General features: G+C 42.2%; 21 protein-coding genes, 1 tRNA gene and 1 other RNA gene. 14 read left to right on the plus strand and 9 right to left on the minus strand.

Features of this window, described 5'->3' with window-relative positions; genetic code table 11:
- Nucleotides 1-55: 55 nt before the first annotated feature.
- The 3 genes from BDD43_RS12865 (at nucleotide 56) to BDD43_RS12875 (ending at nucleotide 2,304) form a co-directional block, all read left to right on the plus strand.
- Nucleotides 56-445 (plus strand): VOC family protein, encoded by a 390-nt coding sequence (locus tag BDD43_RS12865; RefSeq protein ID WP_121198049.1) that lies wholly within the window; start codon nucleotides 56-58, stop codon nucleotides 443-445.
- A 125-nt stretch (nucleotides 446-570) separates the two neighbouring features.
- Complete coding sequence (locus BDD43_RS12870; RefSeq protein ID WP_121198050.1) at nucleotides 571-1,002, plus strand: OsmC family protein; 432 nt, start codon at nucleotides 571-573, stop codon at nucleotides 1,000-1,002.
- Nucleotides 1,003-1,122: 120 nt separating this feature from the next.
- Complete coding sequence (locus tag BDD43_RS12875; RefSeq protein ID WP_121198051.1) at nucleotides 1,123-2,304, plus strand: trans-sulfuration enzyme family protein; 1,182 nt, start codon at nucleotides 1,123-1,125, stop codon at nucleotides 2,302-2,304.
- A 60-nt stretch (nucleotides 2,305-2,364) separates the two neighbouring features.
- Here BDD43_RS12875 and BDD43_RS12880 read toward each other — a convergent pair whose 3' ends face one another.
- Complete coding sequence (locus tag BDD43_RS12880) at nucleotides 2,365-2,952, minus strand: acetate uptake transporter (protein WP_121198052.1); 588 nt, start codon at nucleotides 2,950-2,952, stop codon at nucleotides 2,365-2,367.
- Between the two features lie 136 nt (nucleotides 2,953-3,088).
- Here BDD43_RS12880 and gpmA point away from each other — a divergent pair, with 136 nt between their 5' ends.
- Together gpmA and BDD43_RS12890 are read left to right on the plus strand one after the other, a co-directional pair.
- On the plus strand, nucleotides 3,089-3,778 hold the full coding sequence (gene gpmA, locus BDD43_RS12885; protein WP_121198053.1) for a 2,3-diphosphoglycerate-dependent phosphoglycerate mutase: 690 nt from the start codon (nucleotides 3,089-3,091) through the stop codon (nucleotides 3,776-3,778).
- The gene (locus tag BDD43_RS12890) at nucleotides 3,779-4,315 is read left to right on the plus strand and encodes a hypothetical protein (RefSeq protein WP_121198054.1); all 537 of its coding nucleotides are present in this window, start codon (nucleotides 3,779-3,781) and stop codon (nucleotides 4,313-4,315) included. It abuts the gene before it with no gap.
- 38 nt (nucleotides 4,316-4,353) lie between these two features.
- Here BDD43_RS12890 and BDD43_RS12895 read toward each other — a convergent pair whose 3' ends face one another.
- From BDD43_RS12895 to BDD43_RS12915, 5 genes are all read right to left on the minus strand, one after another.
- Entirely contained in the window at nucleotides 4,354-6,642 is a 2,289-nt protein-coding gene (locus BDD43_RS12895; RefSeq protein WP_121198055.1) for a GH92 family glycosyl hydrolase, read from the minus strand.
- Between the two features lie 39 nt (nucleotides 6,643-6,681).
- On the minus strand, nucleotides 6,682-7,089 hold the full coding sequence (locus BDD43_RS12900; RefSeq protein ID WP_121198056.1) for a putative toxin-antitoxin system toxin component, PIN family: 408 nt from the start codon (nucleotides 7,087-7,089) through the stop codon (nucleotides 6,682-6,684).
- A gap of 7 nt (nucleotides 7,090-7,096) precedes the next feature.
- Complete coding sequence (locus tag BDD43_RS12905) at nucleotides 7,097-7,309, minus strand: hypothetical protein (protein WP_121198057.1); 213 nt, start codon at nucleotides 7,307-7,309, stop codon at nucleotides 7,097-7,099.
- 61 nt (nucleotides 7,310-7,370) lie between these two features.
- Nucleotides 7,371-8,393 carry a Holliday junction branch migration DNA helicase RuvB gene (ruvB, locus tag BDD43_RS12910; RefSeq protein WP_121198058.1) on the minus strand — a complete coding sequence of 341 codons (1,023 nt, stop codon included), beginning with the start codon at nucleotides 8,391-8,393 and terminating at the stop codon, nucleotides 7,371-7,373.
- A 149-nt stretch (nucleotides 8,394-8,542) separates the two neighbouring features.
- The gene (locus BDD43_RS12915; RefSeq protein ID WP_121198059.1) at nucleotides 8,543-9,274 is read right to left on the minus strand and encodes a polyprenol monophosphomannose synthase; all 732 of its coding nucleotides are present in this window, start codon (nucleotides 9,272-9,274) and stop codon (nucleotides 8,543-8,545) included.
- Nucleotides 9,275-9,574: 300 nt separating this feature from the next.
- Between BDD43_RS12915 and BDD43_RS12920 the strand changes: the two genes are divergently transcribed.
- The 4 genes from BDD43_RS12920 to BDD43_RS12935 all read left to right on the plus strand — a co-directional run bounded on the left by BDD43_RS12920 (nucleotide 9,575) and on the right by BDD43_RS12935 (nucleotide 11,756).
- Entirely contained in the window at nucleotides 9,575-10,363 is a 789-nt protein-coding gene (locus tag BDD43_RS12920) for a DUF4350 domain-containing protein (protein ID WP_121198060.1), read from the plus strand.
- A gap of 127 nt (nucleotides 10,364-10,490) precedes the next feature.
- Nucleotides 10,491-10,564 (plus strand) — tRNA-Arg (locus tag BDD43_RS12925).
- Between the two features lie 324 nt (nucleotides 10,565-10,888).
- Nucleotides 10,889-11,425, plus strand: coding sequence for a hypothetical protein (locus tag BDD43_RS12930; protein WP_121198061.1), 537 nt, complete (start codon nucleotides 10,889-10,891; stop codon nucleotides 11,423-11,425).
- A 79-nt stretch (nucleotides 11,426-11,504) separates the two neighbouring features.
- Entirely contained in the window at nucleotides 11,505-11,756 is a 252-nt protein-coding gene (locus tag BDD43_RS12935; RefSeq protein WP_121198062.1) for a hypothetical protein, read from the plus strand.
- A gap of 364 nt (nucleotides 11,757-12,120) precedes the next feature.
- Here the strand turns inward: BDD43_RS12935 and dinB are convergent, their stop codons facing one another.
- Nucleotides 12,121-13,305 (minus strand): DNA polymerase IV, encoded by a 1,185-nt coding sequence (gene dinB / locus BDD43_RS12940; RefSeq protein ID WP_121198063.1) that lies wholly within the window; start codon nucleotides 13,303-13,305, stop codon nucleotides 12,121-12,123.
- A 64-nt stretch (nucleotides 13,306-13,369) separates the two neighbouring features.
- Between dinB and BDD43_RS12945 the strand changes: the two genes are divergently transcribed.
- The 5 genes from BDD43_RS12945 to BDD43_RS12965 all read left to right on the plus strand — a co-directional run bounded on the left by BDD43_RS12945 (nucleotide 13,370) and on the right by BDD43_RS12965 (nucleotide 16,136).
- On the plus strand, nucleotides 13,370-13,936 hold the full coding sequence (locus BDD43_RS12945; RefSeq protein ID WP_121198064.1) for a 2'-5' RNA ligase family protein: 567 nt from the start codon (nucleotides 13,370-13,372) through the stop codon (nucleotides 13,934-13,936).
- Between the two features lie 192 nt (nucleotides 13,937-14,128).
- An RNA gene (ffs, locus tag BDD43_RS12950) (signal recognition particle sRNA small type) lies at nucleotides 14,129-14,226 on the plus strand.
- 222 nt (nucleotides 14,227-14,448) lie between these two features.
- On the plus strand, nucleotides 14,449-14,745 hold the full coding sequence (locus tag BDD43_RS12955) for a GNAT family N-acetyltransferase (RefSeq protein WP_121198065.1): 297 nt from the start codon (nucleotides 14,449-14,451) through the stop codon (nucleotides 14,743-14,745).
- Nucleotides 14,746-14,748: 3 nt separating this feature from the next.
- Nucleotides 14,749-15,714: a YpdA family putative bacillithiol disulfide reductase gene (locus tag BDD43_RS12960; protein ID WP_121198066.1), complete on the plus strand. Its 966-nt coding sequence runs from the start codon at nucleotides 14,749-14,751 to the stop codon at nucleotides 15,712-15,714.
- 125 nt (nucleotides 15,715-15,839) lie between these two features.
- Entirely contained in the window at nucleotides 15,840-16,136 is a 297-nt protein-coding gene (locus BDD43_RS12965; RefSeq protein ID WP_147425629.1) for a YXWGXW repeat-containing protein, read from the plus strand.
- 113 nt (nucleotides 16,137-16,249) lie between these two features.
- Here BDD43_RS12965 and BDD43_RS12970 read toward each other — a convergent pair whose 3' ends face one another.
- Both BDD43_RS12970 and BDD43_RS12975 read right to left on the minus strand, forming a co-directional pair.
- Nucleotides 16,250-16,804 carry a type 1 glutamine amidotransferase domain-containing protein gene (locus tag BDD43_RS12970; RefSeq protein WP_121198068.1) on the minus strand — a complete coding sequence of 185 codons (555 nt, stop codon included), beginning with the start codon at nucleotides 16,802-16,804 and terminating at the stop codon, nucleotides 16,250-16,252.
- 92 nt (nucleotides 16,805-16,896) lie between these two features.
- Nucleotides 16,897-17,790, minus strand: a complete 894-nt coding sequence (locus tag BDD43_RS12975; RefSeq protein ID WP_121198069.1) for a LysR family transcriptional regulator — start codon at nucleotides 17,788-17,790, stop codon at nucleotides 16,897-16,899.
- Between the last annotated feature and the right edge of the window lie 2 nt (nucleotides 17,791-17,792).

Below are 17,792 nucleotides of genomic sequence, written 5' to 3' on the forward strand. Positions count from 1 at the left end.
TTGACCAAGAAGTTGTAAGTTAGTTGCCAAATGATGAGAATTTTAAACCCATGTAATGATTAAAACAGAAGTAATAATAGGTGTTAAAAATGTGCCCAAAAGCCGCGAATGGTACATTGCCCTGCTGGGCTGCAGCGCAACACACGGTGGCGAAAACTTTGAGATACTAACCGATAAGCAAGGCGGTAATACCATACTTTGCCTGCATAAATGGGGCGTTCACGAGCATTCAACATTAATGAGTCCTGATGTTAAAAAAGGCAATGGCCTTATTTTGTACTTCCGGGTTGATAATTTAGATACCGTTTGGAACAACGCCCGCAACTTATATGCCGTTATTGAAGAAATACCACATTTAAACCCTAACTCGGGCAGGCAAGAGTTTTCGTTACGGGATCTGGACGGTTATTATGTAGAAATAGCTCAGGAGGCCGATATTCTATAACTCATTAAAAGTTTCTTTTAACCCCAATAAGCCACCATGCCGAGCCCAAATGTTACATTAGGCTAACCGTTTAACTTTTACATGGGCTAATAATTGCCTAACTTAGCCCCCTTAATACATAGGATATGGCTACTATTGAAATATCGCGTTTAAACGGCGATTTTGGTTTTGAAGCAAAGGACGAACAAGGGCATACTATACTGATGGACAGCAGTCCGGAGAGTGGAGGGCAAAACTTTGGCGTACGCCCCATGCAGGTTTTGTTAATGGGTTTAGGCGGTTGCAGCGGTATTGATGTAATCAGTATCCTGAAAAAACAACGCCAGGAAGTAGTTGACTATAAAATGGTGGTTAAAGGCGAACGCGAAGCCGGTAAAGAGCCATCGCTATGGAAAGAAGTTGAACTGGAATTTCATATTTATGGCGATGTTGATAAAGACAAAGCCGAACGCGCCGTTGAGTTATCGGTTAACAAATACTGTTCGGTAGCGGCTACCCTAAAATTTGCCGGTGCCGATGTTAAGTACGAAGTATTTGTACACCCAGCTAATAAATAAGAACCAAGAATCAGGAAGTAAGAATCAAGAGCCAAGACGCAAAAATCAAGAGACAAGAATATTATTCGCGATCGTCTTGATTTTTGCCTCTTGATTCTTATTTCTAACAATAAAAATACAATGCTTGACAATTTAGACCCTATAAGCCAGGCTATACGCATACAAACACCGCGTACACAGCAGGGCGAACATTCTACACCCTTATATTTAACCAGCAGCTTTTGTTTTGACGATGCCGAGGCCATGCGTGCCGCCTTCGCCGAAGAAAGCGATGATAACATATACAGCCGCTTTAGCAACCCCAATGTTGACGAGTTTACCCGTAAAATGGTAGCACTTGAAGGTGCCGAAGCTGGCTTTGCTACCGCAAGCGGCATGAGCGCGGTTGTGGGCTCAATAATGGCACTTTTAAAAAATGGCGACCATTTAATTTGCAGCAGTTCTATATTTGGTAATACCAACACCTTTATAAAAAAGTACATGCCCGGCTTTGGCATTACGGTTACCATGGTGCCTGCCGGCGACGAGGCCGCGTGGGAAGCTGCCGTTAAGCCAAACACTAAAATGGTGTACCTGGAAACACCAACCAACCCGCAACTTGAAGTTTTGGATCTGGAATGGATTGGCAAATTCACCAAAAAACACAACCTGATATTAAATGTTGACAATTGCTTTGCTACGCCCTTATTGCAAAAACCAATTGATTTTGGTGCCGATTTAGTTGTACACTCGGCCACCAAATGGATTGACGGGCAGGGCCGCGTGCTTGGCGGCGTAGTAGTTGGCCGTGCCGATTTGATACGCGAAATTTATTTGTTTTGCCGTGTTACCGGTCCGTCGCTTTCTCCGTTTAACGCCTGGGTACTAAGCAAAAGCTTAGAAACCTTGGATGTACGTATGGAGCGCCATTGCAAAAATGCATTGGAGGTGGCGGGCGCATTGCAAAATCACCCTCGGGTAAGTTTGGTTAAATATCCGTTTTTAGCCAGCCACCCGCAATATGCTATTGCCATAAAACAAATGAAAGCCGGAGGCGGTGTTTTTTGTTTTGAGATAAAGGGCGGCGTAGAAGCAGGCCGTAAGTTTTTAAATGCCCTTACCATGCTATCGGTAACGGCAAACCTGGGCGATACACGTAGCATTGCATCGCACCCGGCCAGTACCACACACTCCAAACTAACCGAAGAAGAACGCCAGGCCGTTGGCATAACGCCGGGGTTAATACGCGTTTCAACCGGTTTAGAAAAAGCCGAAGACATTATTGCGGATATTTTACAAGCTTTAGATAAAAGTGCGGAGTAAGTAACAGCAAAGCCACCTTTTTTGGGTGGCTTTGCTGTTATACAATAATTTAGCTCTTAACTAAGCCACCGGGCCTATCGGCCAAACTGTTTTGCCGTAAAGCTCGTTCAATACCTGCGCTACGCCGGTGTATATGGCCGATGCTCCACAGATGATGCCTTCATATCCGGCAAGGTGTTCAATGCTTTCGTTGCCGGTTGCGTGGGCGGCAACTAATAAAAAAAACAATATTGTTAACGAGCCAAATACAAATTGCAAGGCGCGGTTAAGCTTAAATGTGCCAAAAAACAGCAACAAGGTAAAAATACCCCACATGGTTAAAAAAGCTATCATGGAGTTATTGCTCGGTGCCGCAAACCAGCCCAGTTTAGGCATAATAATTAAACCAACCAACGATAGCCAAAAAAAACCGTATGACGTAAAGGCGGTTAAACCAAAAGTATTGTTCTTTTTAGCTTCTATAATACCTGCAATTACTTGGGCAATGCCCCCGTAAAAAATGCCCATAGCCAATATCATGGGGCTCATTTCAATAAAGCCGGCGTTTTTAAAGTTTAGCAAAACGGTGGTCATGCCAAAGGCCAGCAGCCCTAAGGGTGCAGGGTTAGCAGTGTTCTCTTTCAGGGAGACAAATGTAGTGTCGCTCATAAATTTTTAAGGTTGTTTGGTTTTTAACTGGTTTATAATTGCAATTGGTTAGCTGTAATTATACCTTTAAATGTAAATGTTTTTAAAACAATATCAAACAAAAATTATTGGGTAAACAAGGTTAACTTTATATACCATGCAAAAATTAGTTTTGATACGCCACGGCGAAAGTGTTTGGAACCACGAAAACCGCTTTACCGGATGGACGGATGTTGACCTGTCGGCCAACGGCTACACACAGGCGCACAAAGCCGGGCAAATATTAAAACAGCACGGTTATAATTTTGATATTGGCTTTACGTCGGTTTTAAAGCGCGCCATTAAAACCCTGCACTATGTATTGGAAGAGCTTGACCATTTATGGATACCGGTAGAAAAATCGTGGAGGTTAAATGAACGGTTTTATGGTGCCTTACAGGGACTAAATAAAGACGAAACCATTGCCAAATACGGCGCCGAGCAGGTGCAAAAATGGCGCCGCGACCCTAACGAACACCCGCCAGCTATTACTAAAGACGACGACCGCTATCCCGGTAAGGATTTGCGTTACCAGCATCTTACCGAGCGGGAACTACCCCTAACCGAAAACCTAAGCGAGACTATGGACAGGGTTTTACCCTTTTGGCAGGAGCATATTATGCCGGCCATGCGGTTAAATCAAAAGGTTATCATTTCGGCACACGGTAATAGTTTGCGCGCCCTGGTAAAATACATTGATAAATTAACCGACGAAGAAGTTACCAATTTAGAAATACCAACCGGCACCCCGCTTGTTTACGAGTTAGACGACCAGTTTAACCGGATAAAGCATTATTATTTGGAGTAGATGGAAAAACAGCACTTTTTTATTCTTGCAATTTTAGGTTTTATATGGGGCGGATGTAATAATAATCCTGTAGAAAGAAACACAATCGTTTTTAGGAATAACACTAACCATGTACAGGATTCTTTGATAAGAATGAATGAACTTATGCGGAAATTGCCAGGTTCTAACGGTTGCAATATCAGTTACGAATTTAACGAAGACACAATAAAAATAAATGGTTGTCCGGGGCGAACACAGGACGAGATTAAAGCAGATTCATCAATAGCTTACTCAAAGTTTAATAGAAATGAAAAAAGCGAATTTATATCACTTGCGCATTATTTGAAGCGAAATTACATTACGGCTGGCTATTCTTATTACAATACCAAATTATGGATGTATACATATCGTGAATTATCTGATATAGATTTTCACGATTCACGAGACATAGCAATAATAGAAAATGCAGATGTGGCAATAGTAACACAACAATCGAAAATTTTAGATCGCAAAGGCAAAATCTATTTATTGTCGGATAAGGGTGCTAAAATACGATAACACATCTTCCATATTACCTCTCACATCTTCCATCAAATTTAATACCCCCTCGAAAACGAATACGGAAAATCAACATCCTTTGTACCCCGCAGCTTGTTTGGTGTTGCCGACATTTGGAAGTTAATAATTGCTCCCTGTTGCAGTGCCTTATGGCTTAACCAGTTAAAATCGTAAGGTTTGCCGTTGTAGGTAATGCTGCTCACATATTTATTGGCAGCACTGTTAGCTGGCGAATTGATAACTATGGTTTTGCCGTTCTCCAGTTTTAAGGTTAGTTTTTTAAATAGCGGTGCGCCTAAAACATATTGGTCGCTGGCGGGGCAAACCGGGTAAAAACCCATTGCCGAAAACACGTACCAGGCCGATGTTTGGCCGTTATCTTCATCGCCGCAATAGCCATCTGGCGTAGCTTTGTACATTCGGTTCATTACCTCACGGGCCCAGTACTGGGTCTTCCAGGGCTCACCGGCATAGCCGTACAGGTATATCATGTGCTGTATGGGTTGGTTGCCATGTGCATATTGGCCCATGTTGGCTATTTGCATTTCGCGTATCTCGTGTATCACTTCGCCGTAATAACTCTCGTCAAAAATCGGCGGGAGCGTAAATACCGAATCGAGCTTGGCTACAAATTGTTTTTTGCCGCCCATTAAACCCATCAGTCCGTTAATGTCATGAAAAACGCCCCAGGTATAGTGCCAGCTATTACCTTCGGTAAAGGCATCGCCCCATTTAAAGGGGTTAAACGGCATTTCAAAATTACCATCCTTATTTTTGCCGCGCATCAGGCCGGTTTGTTTATCAAAAAGGTTGCGGTAATTTTGGCTGCGTTTGGCATACAGGTCAACCTCATCTTTAGGTTTATTTAGGGCCTTGCCCAGTTGCGATATGGCAAAATCGTCGTAAGCATATTCCAACGTGCGGGCCGCGTTTTCGTCTATTTTAACATCATAAGGTACGTAGCCCAAGTCGTTATAATATTGAACACCCTTGCGCCCTACGGCGGATATGGGCCCCTCGTTATTGGCGCCATGTTTTAGTGCTTCGTACAGTGTATTAATATCATAGCCGCGCAAGCCCTTTAAATAAGCTTCGGCTACTACCGAGGCCGAGTTATTGCCCACCATTACATTGGCCAGGCCGGGGCTGCTCCATTCGGGCAACCAGCCGCTTTCTTTATAATCGTTAACCAACCCTTCCTGCATCTCTTTGTTTATCGACGGATAAACCAGGTTTAAGAAAGGATAGAGCGCCCTAAAGGTGTCCCAAAAGCCGGTACCTGCAAACATATAACCCGGCAAAATTTTACCATTGTAGGGGCTCCAATGCGTGGGTTTGCCGTTAGCATCTATCTCGTAAAGTTTATTAGGGAAAAACAACATGCGGTAAAGGCACGAGTAAAAGGTACGGGTTTGGTCTACCGTGCCGCCATCAACAGTTAAGCGGCTGAGTGTTTTGTTCCAAACGGCTTTGGCTTTTTGTTTGGTAACCTCAAAGCTATCGTTGGCTATCTCGCGTTTTAAATTTAGTTCGGCCTGCTCAAAACTAATAAAAGATGAAGCCACCCTTAAATGCACCTGCTCGCCCTTAACCGTTTTAAAGCCAATAACGGCACCTGCATGTTTGTTGCTTGTCTCCAGCGAATCTTTAATTAAAGTAGTATCGCGTGTGGTGTAAGCCATAGTAAAAGGCTTATCAATGTAAATAACAAAGTAGTTTTTAAAGTTTTTGAGTGGCCCGCGTGCGTATTTGGTGCTGTAACCGATGATTTTTTTTTCGTTAGGAATAACTTTAATGTACGAACCTCTGTCCAACGCGTCTATCACCACAAAGGAGCTATCGGTTTGCGGATAGGTAAACCTGAATTGTGCGGCACGCTCGGTTGGTGTAATTTCGGTGGTAACATCGGCATCGGCCAGGTAAACGCTATAGTAATAAGGTTTAACGGTTTCGGCCTTGTGCGAAAACCAGCTTGCACGCCCGTTTTGGCTAACCTTTAAATGTTTGGTAACCGGCATAATAGCAAAACAGCCATAGTCATTCATCCAGGGTGAAGGTTGGTGGGTTTGTTTAAAGCCACGTATTTTATCGGCATCGTAGGTATACTGCCAGCCATCGCCCATTTTACCGGTTTGGGGTGTCCAAAAGTTCATACCCCAGGGCAAGGCAATGGCAGGGTAGGTGTTACCGTTAGATAAATCGACCTTTGATTGCGTACCCATCAGCGGGTTAATATATTCAACCGGATCGGTTATGTTGGTGATGGTTTGGGCTTTAACAAAAGCGAACGAAAGCAGGAGTACGAAAGCAGAAAAATATTTTTTCATGTATTGCAGATGGGATTTATAGAAATATTGAATCTATAATTAAACTGTAATTAGTTTTAGAAATTCGGCTATTGAAATAACGTTTACCTTTGGAAAATCAACATATTTAAGTGCTTTAAAATGTTGATCGTTAGTGACGATGTAATCTGCACCGCCTACTATTGCAGCATCTACATATTTATTATCATCAGAATCTTGGTCAATTAGCTTCCACTCAAAATAAACCTCAACTTTTTTCAAATTTTCGAGATTTAAAAGCATTTCTGCTATGTTATTGGCGACGATTGAATTTGCTTTTCTTTGCAATATCTCAACGTATTCTGATAAAATGTCATTGCTTAATATCAAATCAAATTTGCCATCAACCAAAGCATCCAGAATTGGCCTATATACCGATCTTTTGGGAATAGCCACTAAAAGTGCATTAGTATCTAAAATGACAATCATGGAAACGCTATTTCCTTAAATGGTCATTCGCCCAATCTTCCATAGTGCTGTCATTCCAACCGTTTTCGTCCCATAATTTATCCATTTCTTCCGTAGCAGATTTGGCAAAATATTTGGCAAGCATATTTTTGATCTCTATTAATTGCTTATCGGGTAAATTGTATTGAAAAAGCTTTAACAATTCAATTTGCATGTTAGATAACTTATTAGCAGTTTGCATAACAACTTTATTAATTGATAACCATTATAACAAATATAGCAAAGGTTGGCCAAAACCCCCGCTAAAACAACGATGGGTTGCCACCCAATTTCAATCGACCTAAATGTTTGTAAGCATTCTCGGTAGCTTCCCTTCCGCGCGATGTGCGCATTAAAAAGCCTTCCTGTATTAAAAAGGGTTCGTAAACTTCTTCTATGGTGCCTTCATCTTCGCCAACGGCGGTGGCAATGGTTTTTAAGCCAACAGGGCCGCCTTTAAACTTATCAATAATGGTAAGCAGTATTTTGTTGTCCATTTCGTCGAGGCCGTGCTCATCTACGTTTAAGGCGTTTAGGGCATAACGGGCTATGTCGGTATCAATTTGTCCGTTACCTTTTACCTGGGCAAAATCGCGCGTGCGGCGCAAAAGCGAATTTGCAATACGCGGGGTACCGCGGCTGCGGCGGGCAATTTCATAAGCAGCATCTTCGCGTATGCCGGTGCGCAATATTGATGCCGAGCGTAGCACAATTGTAGTGAGCAGTTTGGCATCGTAATATTCCAGGCGCAAATTAATACCAAAACGGGCACGCAAAGGTGCAGTAAGCAAGCCCGAACGCGTTGTTGCGCCAACCAAGGTAAAAGGGTTAAGCGATATTTGCACCGAGCGCGCATTAGGGCCGCTCTCCAGCATAATATCTATCTTAAAATCTTCCATTGCGCTATACAGGTATTCTTCAACCAAGGGGCTAAGGCGGTGTATCTCATCAATAAATAAAATATCGCCGGTTTCTAAGTTGGTAAGTAAGCCGGCCAGGTCGCCGGGTTTATCCAATACCGGGCCCGATGTTATTTTGATACCGGCACCCATTTCGTTAGCAATAATGTGCGATAGCGTGGTTTTGCCTAAACCCGGAGGCCCGTGCAGCAAAACATGATCTAAAGCTTCGCCGCGCTGCTTGGCCGCCTGAACAAATACTTTAAGGTTGGCTAATATTTTATACTGACCGGTAAAATCTTCAAAAGCCTGCGGACGCAAAACTTTTTCAATATCGCGGTCTGTTGGCGTAAGGTTTTCAAGATTGGGATCGAGATTCTCGTTCATTGCCAACGAAATTAGTAATTAAAGCTCAAAGGTGAAAGTAGAAAGAAGTCTTGAGTCAATAGTCTTGAGTCAATAGTTTTGAGTCGGAGGTCTTATACAAGCTTAGGGTTGTTAACTCAAGACTATTGACTCAAGACTTTTGACTTTTTTCACCCCTCAGGATATTTCCTGAACATGGCATTGATGCGCATGCTGATGACGCCAAAAAAAGCTTCCTTAAATATCCCGCCCGACATTTTGGAGGTGCCCACCGTGCGGTCGGTAAAAATTATCGGCACTTCTACCACTTTAAAGCCATGCTTAACGGCTGTATATTTCATTTCTATCTGGAAAGCGTAGCCAACAAATTTAATCTTGTCCAGTTCAATCGCTTCAAGCACCCGGCGTTTAAAGCATTTAAAGCCTGCCGTAAAATCCTGTATTTCCACCTGGGTTATAAAGCGTACATAAACAGATGCAAAATAACTCATCATTACGCGGCTCATGGGCCAGTTAACTACGTTTACACCGCTCACATAGCGCGAACCTACGGCCACATCGGCACCTTCAACGCAAGCTTGCCTCAGGCGGATCAGGTCGTCCGGATTATGCGAAAAATCGGCATCCATCTCAAAAATATAATCGTAATGGTTTTTAACCGCCCATTTAAAACCATGAATATAAGCAGTACCGAGGCCTTGTTTGCCCGAGCGTTCTTCAATAAAAAGGCGGTCGGGATAATCTCTCTGAATACTTTTTACAATATTGGCTGTACCATCGGGCGAACCATCGTCAACAATAAGTATATGGAAATCGTGCTCAAGCCCCAGCACCTTGTTCAACAAGCGCTCAATGTTCTCTTTCTCGTTATAAGTGGGTACAATAACTATACTATCAGGCACAAGTACAAATTTAGATTCAATTAAATGCTTTGTTAGCTAAAGGGGCAAATATAAAAGTTTTTTTAACCCTGTTTGCTATAAACCCAATATGCCTTTAAATATTGCATGGGTTTATGTAGGGTAAGGGTAATTTTAGCAGGTATTTTTATTGAAAATTACAAACTGGTTTAACCTAGCCGTTGTTTAAACACCGGCTAGGTTAGTAATAGGGCCTAAATGGCATTAAAATAAAATGGTTTGCGGTTTGTAAAATAATTATGTAATATTATTGTCGCTAAGCATTGTAAAGTGTAATTATTTATGAAAAAAATTAAATCGGCCCTGTTTGTTGCGCTTGCCGCAGGCCTGGGTATATCATCGGCAAGGGCACAAACGGTAGTTACTTTAGACTATTTTTTTAACCACGAGTTCCGCAAAACGCCCGCTGGCGAAATGGAGCGTTTCCACTATATGTGGGATGAAAAGGATTTAAGCGGCTACTCAAACTGGGGCGATGCTTTTGTAAAAAACGGCGGTATCTTAAAAACCCTTGAGGTTGCACCCTCGGCCCAAAGCCTAAAGGGTAGCAATATTTATATTGTGGTTGACCCGGACAATAAAAAGGAAACCGCAAAGCCTAATGATATTGAAGAGCCACATGTAAAAGCTATTGCTAATTGGGTAAAAGCCGGTGGCGTTTTGGTTATACTGGCTAATGATAGTGCCAATGTTAACTTGCCCGGTACCAATAAACTAGCTAAAGCCTTCGGACTGCATTTTAACGACGATTTACAAAACCATGTTATTGGCAACAATATTGCCGCCGGTACTTTAATAATACCCGATAACGACCCCATATTTAAAACTGCTAAAAAGGTTTATTTAAAAGATATGGCATCCATCACCCTGAGCGGAAAAGCACACGCTGCCTACACAAAAAACGGGGCGGTTTTAATGGCTACTGTACAATATGGCAAGGGAGTTGTTTTTGCCGTTGGCGACCCCTGGTTGTACAATGAATATACCAACGGACAACTACCCGCAGACTATGATAACGACAAAGCCGCCTACGATTTAGCCAAATGGCTTATTGAGCAAACTAAGCGGTAGCAGGTACGTAACCAGTGTTTTTAACCTGTTTTTTAAAAGCAAAGCCATTGATTTACATTATTTAAAACTCAATTTTTTTTAAGTTAGAGGTTTTGTGTATATTTGCACCCGCAAAGCAATTTGCGATGGTTGCATAGCTCAACTGGATAGAGCAACTGCCTTCTAAGTAGTAGGTTTCAGGTTCGAGCCCTGATGCGACCACTGGATATAGCCCTTTAGAGATGATCTGAAGGGCTTTTTTTGTCGCCTTACCGTCTGTATTCTATTTTTTGTTCGTGCCATTTTGAAGGGTAGCAGCCGAAAATTCAATTTTATGGTTACTATGAGAGTATTATTACACTATGCGAGGTTCAAAGAGAATAACATTTACGCGCTTGTAATCAAATGCATCAGTTAATAATATGCATGGCATGTAATCCAAAGGACGTGCTCAAAGACATCCTCCCAGTCTAATTTTTTAGTGAAATTAAATAATTTCATTTTTAAAACTTAATTTAGAGTGGCAATTAAACAGCCTAAACACTCATGAGCTTACGAACCTTATTTAGCATTGTACTGAAAATTTTAGGCCTTTTATTAATTAAGGATTTTTTACTTGCTGTGTTTCAGATTTTAATAGTTGTATTTACAATGTCGCCATCGTTGGAAACTTGTGTTTTATATGCGGTTGTTACGGTTATTAATGGTTTATTGCCTTATCTGTTCATTTTTAAATCGGAGTTAATTATTAATGTGTTAAAGCTTGATGGTGGCTTTGACGAAGATACCATTGCTTTAAATATGCACCGCTCAACTATGTTTGGCTTATGCGTAATTATTGTGGGCGGCTATATGGTTGCCAGCGAAGTGCCTGTGCTTGTCAGGCTCGTGTTTGTTATTTATCAGGAAAAAAATGAATTGTCGGCAACTAATCCTAACGTTGGATATTTGTTGTTATCTGTGGCTAAAATATTTGTAGGGTTAATCTTAATGGGTTTCCAAAGGCCCATTGCAAACCTGCTCGAAATAAACAGGCGGCACAACACACCTGCTTTTGACGACGAAGACGAAGAAGCGGAATAAGATTATTATATTATTTATTGGGCTAATTACAAACAACCTATACGCTGGGGCGTTATTAGTAAAATAAAATAACAACACCATGATTACTCCCGAAAACCAGATACCATTAGACGATTCTGAAAATTCAGAGTCCGAAGATCAACAAAGTCAGCAAGATATTCATTCTAATGGCTTTGACGACGATCAAACCAGTGTACCACATGATGACGCTCACGATGCCGACCTTTTACAACAAGCCGATGATGCATCCGAAGCGGCGTACACGTTGGATTTAGACAAAGGCATAGCACCCAAAACTCCCGAAAAAGAGGACACCAACATTAAAAATTAAGTGATTGAACAGCATCCGGTACTGTAAAGCAGGCCGGGTGTTGTTTTTTAATCCTTTCCGGGCTAATATAACGGTTCCGTAATTTTTCTGTTTGAGTATCTGCTGCTAATTTGTCTTTAGCGCAAGGCAGCTCTTATCAGCCCTCCGTTACACAACTACGCTACAAAAAACAAAAGAGGACACTACGAATAGTGCCCTCTTTCCCCTAATTAATTTAAACTATTGATTAAACCCAAAATAAAGAACGTTCTTAACTCAACTTGGGCGGCTGAGTAATACGTAAGTTAAACGGCTAAAATGATGCAAGGTTTAGTCGGTTTTTTAAATACTGACGTATTGGTATGTTTTATTTTTAAAAAGGCGTTCATTGCTTTTCAAACGGGTTAAAATTGCGTGCGCCAATTTCCATACCTGCTGCCCGGCATACGGTTTTATTACCATATCTAAAATTAATTTTATCAAGCGCGCGGTAAAGGCTAATGCGTTCTTCGTTATCTTCAAATAAATTAATTTGATAGTTGCCTGTACACAGGTTACTCAGTTTAACGCCAATAAGCCTAATGGGCCTGCTTTGGTTCCAGGCATTTTTAAGCAGGTTTTTAACGCCCGGTATTAAAATATGTTCGGCGGCGGTAAGGGCTATTTTTTCTTGCTGGGTATGGGTTTCAAAATTTGCATAACGTATTTTAATAGCCAGGCACGATGCAAGTTCGTTTTCCTTGCGCAGCTTAAAGGCCAGTTCCTCCGTCATCGATACCAAAATATCTTCGAGTGCCTTGCGGTCGGCAGTGTTTTGATGAAAGGTATGCTCGGTCGAGATGGATTTACGATCTGAGTAGGGGATAATCTCGCTATCATCCAAGCCGTTGGCTTTTTCCCAAATAAAGCGTCCGGCTTTGCCAAATACGGTTTCTAAAAAACGAAGCTCAACGCGTTGCAGGTCGGCAATTTTTTCTATGCCATAGCTGTATAATTTTTGGCAGGTTTTTTCGCCAAGCATGGGTATTTTACCAATAGGCAGCGGAGCCATAAATTGTTTTTCGTTGCCATGCTCAATAAACAACTGCCCATTGGGTTTGGCCTGGTTGGTAGCCATTTTTGCAACCGTTTTGTTGGATGCCAGGCCAAACGAAATAGGCAGGCCGGTATCTTTAATAATTTTTTGCCGCAATTCGCTCGCTATTTGGTAGGCATTGTAAAAGCGATCCATTCCCGTAAGGTCGATATAAAATTCGTCTACCGATGTTTTTTGGAACAGCGGTACGGCCTCCTCAATAATTTGTGTTACCTGTTGCGATGCTTCCGAGTAGCGGCTGTGTGTGCCGTGTATGACAATAGCTTGCGGGCAAAGTTTAAGTGCCTGGCGCGTGGGCATGGCCGAGTGTATGCCAAATTTACGGGCCTCGTAACTGCACGAGGCCACTACGCCGCGTTCGGCAGAGCCGCCAATAATTACCGGCTTGCCGATGAGCGAAGGATCAAACTTCCGCTCTACCGAAACGAAAAACGAATCGAGATCAATGTGTACAATATGGCGCTTGTTAACCATTTACCAAAGCTATTCATTTTAAACATAAATTACTAACTTTTTTAGTAATTTGTATATTTGGTGTATGGATATTAATGTAAGCACCTATTGGGATTATATGATGATGATTGCGCCACCGGCAGAAGTATTGGAGGTGATAGGTAAGTATAAAAAGGCTACCGCAAGGCTAATTGGCAACTACGAAGGTATGTATAGCCAGGCACACATCAGCGTAAGCAGGCAGTACCGGCAAATGCCCGGCACAATGATACAGAAACTGGATTGGTATAAACGGCCCATCAGCCGCTTAAACCCGATTACTTTACAGGTTAACGGCTTTAGCTTTTTTAAACAGGGTGATACCGGCGCAACTATTTATGCCAAAATTGAGCTGAACCCCGAAGTTACCAACTGGTTTACCCACATCAGGAAGGTTTTTGGGGATAAAAAGTGGGACGCGGTACCGCATATTACTATTGCCAAAAATGTACCTGCTGCGCCATTCCAGAAGGTGTGGCCCAAAATTAGCGATAAGCAATACCAATTTGATTTTTTGCCGCAAAGTATAACCGTTTTATCCAGGCCGATGATAGGCGGCCATAACCAGATTTGGACGCCGTTTAAGGAGTTGTATTTCAATAATTTCGGTTAAGTGGCGGTATTTAAAAAGGTAAATAATGTATTTTTTGAGTAGTTTGATGCCAGGTTATAGCGAAAATAATTGTAAAAATTAGAGACGCTCTGTTTCAGCCCGTTCCAAATTATTTAACATAAGGTTACACTTATTTTAACTTTTTAAGCTGCGGTATTTCATACTATGGGCAAAATTGCTACTTTTGTGGCGGGGTAAGTCTTTTACGACCAGCTCCTCTTGAACTCCCCCAGGGTGGGAACGCAGCAAGGGTAGAGGGTTGTAGCGGTGCGATAAAAGGTGCTTACCCTTTTTTATTTTCTTTATCTTAGGGCGGGGCAATATTCATTGCCGAAAATGTTATCAGCTTTAGCTTTCCAGGTTAAATAGTTTGCAAATTTTTATTTGTAAAGTTTATTTAGTACCCAATATTTACCCATGTGCAATTTTTAATACTTTGGTTAATATATGCAGCGGGGCATATTATACTCAAACCAAATCGCTAAATTGCCGTTGCTAAAAAATTACATCTTATGAAAGTTGAACGGGAAGAAAAACACAACCGCGGTTCTTTTTATGTAGAACAAAATGGCCATTGGGATGCCGAGATGGCTTATGGCATGAGTGGCGATCAAATGATTATTTACCATACCGAGGTGTCGGATGTGTTGAAGGGGCAGCATATTGGCGCGCAACTGGTAGCAGCAGGAGTGGACTACGCCCGCCAACATCATTTTAAAATTGTACCCTTGTGCCCGTTTGCCAAGGCCCTGATAGATAAGACAACAGATTTTCAGGATGTTTTAGCTCCCGGATATCTAAACAAATAAAACATGCTCGATATTTTTATTATAGGCGCAGGCCCAATAGGCTTAGCGTGCGGACTGGCAGCCCAGAAAGCCGGACTATCATTTGTGATAGTTGATAAGGGGGCACTGGTTAATTCGTTATACAACTACCCTTCAACCATGACTTTTTTTTCGACTTCGGAAAAGTTGGAGATTGGCGGGGTGCCCTTCGTGTCAAACAACGTTAAGCCAACTCGTGCCGAAGCGCTGGAATATTACCGCCGCGTTGCGGTATCAAATAAACTGCCAATTAATTTGTTTGAAGAGGTACAGCATATGGAGTGTATTGATAGCATTTATCACATTACCACAGCAAAAGCCACTTACACAGCAAAGTACATTGTTATAGCAACCGGGTTTTACGATGTAGCCGTTAAACTCAATGTACCCGGCGAAAATTTGCCCAAGGTGCAGCATTACTATAAAGACCCGCATTATTTTGCCATGCAAAAGGTATTGGTGGTGGGAGCAAGCAATTCGTCGGTAGATGTAGCTTTAGAAACTTACCGCAAAGGTGCCGATGTAACTATGGTGGTACGTGGCAGCGAAATAAGCAGCCGCGTTAAATATTGGGTTAGGCCCGATATTGTTAACCGGATAAGCGAAGGTAGTATTAAGGCCTACTTTAATTCGGCAATAAAAGAGATACGCCAGTTTGAAGTTGATATTGAAACACCCGATGGGATGATAACCATTGCCAACGATTTTGTGATGGCCATGACGGGCTATAAACCTAATTTTGAATTTTTGAATAAATTAGGCATCCAACTCTCTGCCGACGAAAAGCTGTTGCCACAATACAATCCAGATACCATGGAAACTACTAATCTGCCCGGTGTTTACCTTGCCGGTGTGGTTTGCGGCGGTATGGATACGCACCTGTGGTTTATAGAAAACTCGCGCGTACATGCCGATATGATTATTGGCGATATAGCTAAAAAACAAAACTAACAACACTGAAAACAAGTCGTCATTGTATCGATAATCTAAGTGTTGTGCTGTTTTAACGTTTGTTAACACAGCAAAAAATTAAACCTTTTAATTTTGCTTTAGTTAAAATAATAAAAACAATTATTATGAAAACGATAAGCAAATTTTTGATGGTATTTACCATATTGATAACCACAGCAATTGCAAGTAACGCACAGGTAAGAGTTTTTGTACGTACCCGCCCGGTTGAACCGGTATTTGTAAGGCCGCCGGCGCCTTACCGCGATGCCGTATGGATTCCGGGAGAGTGGCGTTGGGAAGGTCGCCGTTATGTGTATGTAAACCCACATTACCAACATTTACGCAGGGGCCATGTATGGGTATCAGGCCATTGGAACAATATACGCGGTGGTTCTGTTTGGGTAGGTGGCTACTGGCGGTAATAGTTTAGTAAGTTAAATGTAACTTTTAAAATTGCCCCAGGTGGCTATAATAAAAATGTATTGCGGTATTGCCGCAGTACATTTTTATGGAAGGTTGCAACAGCATATGTACATTAATCCTGGTGGATGCCTTCGGCAATTTCTTCAATAGTTTTTTTATTGAAGGCTTCCAAGTCGGCAGGGGTACGGCTAGTTACCAGGCCATTATCAACCACTACTTCTTCATCAAACCATTCGGCACCGGCGTTAATTAAATCAGTACGTAATGATGGGTACGATGTTAGTTTGCGCCCCTTTATTAAACCGGTTTCTATCAGCAATTGCGGGCCGTGGCATATAGCGGCTACAGGTTTGCCCTCATCTAAAAATGCCGATGCAAAGGCTATAGCATCTTTGTTCTGCCTTAATTTATCCGGGTTTAAAACGCCGCCTGGTAATACCAGGGCATCATAATCGTCGGGGTTGGCATCGCTTAACTTTTTGTCTACGGGTATCTCAATTCCCCAGTCGGTTTTATCCCAGGCTTTAACGGTGCTTTTGCCGTTAGGCGATATGACGTGTACCGTTGCCCCCGCTGCCTCAAGTGCCTGTTTTGGGCTGGTTAGTTCAATTTGCTCAAATCCTTCTTCCGTGAGGATAGCTACCACACGGTTATTTAAAGTTGCCATAGTTATAGATGTTTATTTGTAATTAACCAGTATGTATAATGGTTAATATAATTACATATCAATTAAACTATAGTTTGTAGTTTTTAAAAAAATTACAAATCCCGCATGGCAAACTGAATAAAGTTGCTGGTAAGCCCATCGTCGTCGGTGCCTTTACGGCGAATGAAGAAGAAGTCGCGTTTAATGTGCAGGCCCTTAACCGGTACTTCTACTAATTCACCCTCGGCAAGTTCGCGTATGATGGATGGTTTTGGCATAAAACCCAGGCATTGATCGGCCCGTAGAAAGTTTTTGAGTGCCTCGGTGCCACCAAGCCTGATTTTGATATTAAGATCTGACGATTTTACGCCGTGTTCTGAGAGGGCCTTTAGCAAGGCATCCAGCGTGCCCGAACCTCTTTCGCGCAAAGCCAGTGGAGTTTGCGTTAGTTGTTTAATGCTTAACTCCTTACCCGCCAGCGGACTTTTTGACGAGCAAACGGGTATAACCTCGTCGCTCATAAAATGCTGATAGGATACGGTTGTGAGCTTATTTTCAACCTCAATAATCCCTAAATCAACCTCGTGGCTAAGTAGCGCATTTAAAATGTATTCGGAATTGCGGTTAACCAGTTGCACGGCAACACTGGTAAACTCGCGCTGAAAGTTTGATAATATAGATGGCAAAATATAGAGGGCAATAGTAGTACTGGCGCCCAACCGCAAATGGCCCGAAGCATGCGATACATTGCTGAGGGTTGACAGGTCGTATTCTATTTTGCGTTGTATCTCGCTGGCTTTCACCAAATGGTTGTAAAGCATTTGGCCCGCCTGGGTTAACGATATACTTGCGCCTTTACGCTCAAACAAAGGTACTTTATATTGATCTTCGAGTACCTTAACATGCTTGCTTACAGCAGGCTGTGTAATAAATAAAACCTGCGCTGCTTTAGAGAAACTTAAATTAGCAGCAACCGCTAAAAAAACCTGGTGAGCAACTGAGAGCATTG

This window comes from Mucilaginibacter gracilis, assembly GCF_003633615.1.
GTDB classification, from domain to species: domain Bacteria; phylum Bacteroidota; class Bacteroidia; order Sphingobacteriales; family Sphingobacteriaceae; genus Mucilaginibacter; species Mucilaginibacter gracilis.

Coding starts and splice junctions, on each gene's coding strand:
- BDD43_RS12865 (WP_121198049.1), top strand. CDS start 56: ATGATTAAAACAGAAGTAATAATAGGTGTTAAAAATGTGCCCAAAAGC.
- BDD43_RS12870 (WP_121198050.1), top strand. CDS start 571: ATGGCTACTATTGAAATATCGCGTTTAAACGGCGATTTTGGTTTTGAA.
- BDD43_RS12875 (WP_121198051.1), top strand. CDS start 1,123: ATGCTTGACAATTTAGACCCTATAAGCCAGGCTATACGCATACAAACA.
- BDD43_RS12880 (WP_121198052.1), bottom strand. CDS start 2,952: ATGAGCGACACTACATTTGTCTCCCTGAAAGAGAACACTGCTAACCCT.
- gpmA (WP_121198053.1), top strand. CDS start 3,089: ATGCAAAAATTAGTTTTGATACGCCACGGCGAAAGTGTTTGGAACCAC.
- BDD43_RS12890 (WP_121198054.1), top strand. CDS start 3,779: ATGGAAAAACAGCACTTTTTTATTCTTGCAATTTTAGGTTTTATATGG.
- BDD43_RS12895 (WP_121198055.1), bottom strand. CDS start 6,642: ATGAAAAAATATTTTTCTGCTTTCGTACTCCTGCTTTCGTTCGCTTTT.
- BDD43_RS12900 (WP_121198056.1), bottom strand. CDS start 7,089: ATGATTGTCATTTTAGATACTAATGCACTTTTAGTGGCTATTCCCAAA.
- BDD43_RS12905 (WP_121198057.1), bottom strand. CDS start 7,309: ATGCAAACTGCTAATAAGTTATCTAACATGCAAATTGAATTGTTAAAG.
- ruvB (WP_121198058.1), bottom strand. CDS start 8,393: ATGAACGAGAATCTCGATCCCAATCTTGAAAACCTTACGCCAACAGAC.
- BDD43_RS12920 (WP_121198060.1), top strand. CDS start 9,575: ATGAAAAAAATTAAATCGGCCCTGTTTGTTGCGCTTGCCGCAGGCCTG.
- BDD43_RS12930 (WP_121198061.1), top strand. CDS start 10,889: ATGAGCTTACGAACCTTATTTAGCATTGTACTGAAAATTTTAGGCCTT.
- BDD43_RS12935 (WP_121198062.1), top strand. CDS start 11,505: ATGATTACTCCCGAAAACCAGATACCATTAGACGATTCTGAAAATTCA.
- dinB (WP_121198063.1), bottom strand. CDS start 13,305: ATGGTTAACAAGCGCCATATTGTACACATTGATCTCGATTCGTTTTTC.
- BDD43_RS12945 (WP_121198064.1), top strand. CDS start 13,370: ATGGATATTAATGTAAGCACCTATTGGGATTATATGATGATGATTGCG.
- BDD43_RS12955 (WP_121198065.1), top strand. CDS start 14,449: ATGAAAGTTGAACGGGAAGAAAAACACAACCGCGGTTCTTTTTATGTA.
- BDD43_RS12960 (WP_121198066.1), top strand. CDS start 14,749: ATGCTCGATATTTTTATTATAGGCGCAGGCCCAATAGGCTTAGCGTGC.
- BDD43_RS12965 (WP_147425629.1), top strand. CDS start 15,840: ATGAAAACGATAAGCAAATTTTTGATGGTATTTACCATATTGATAACC.
- BDD43_RS12970 (WP_121198068.1), bottom strand. CDS start 16,804: ATGGCAACTTTAAATAACCGTGTGGTAGCTATCCTCACGGAAGAAGGA.
- BDD43_RS12975 (WP_121198069.1), bottom strand. CDS start 17,790: ATGCTCTCAGTTGCTCACCAGGTTTTTTTAGCGGTTGCTGCTAATTTA.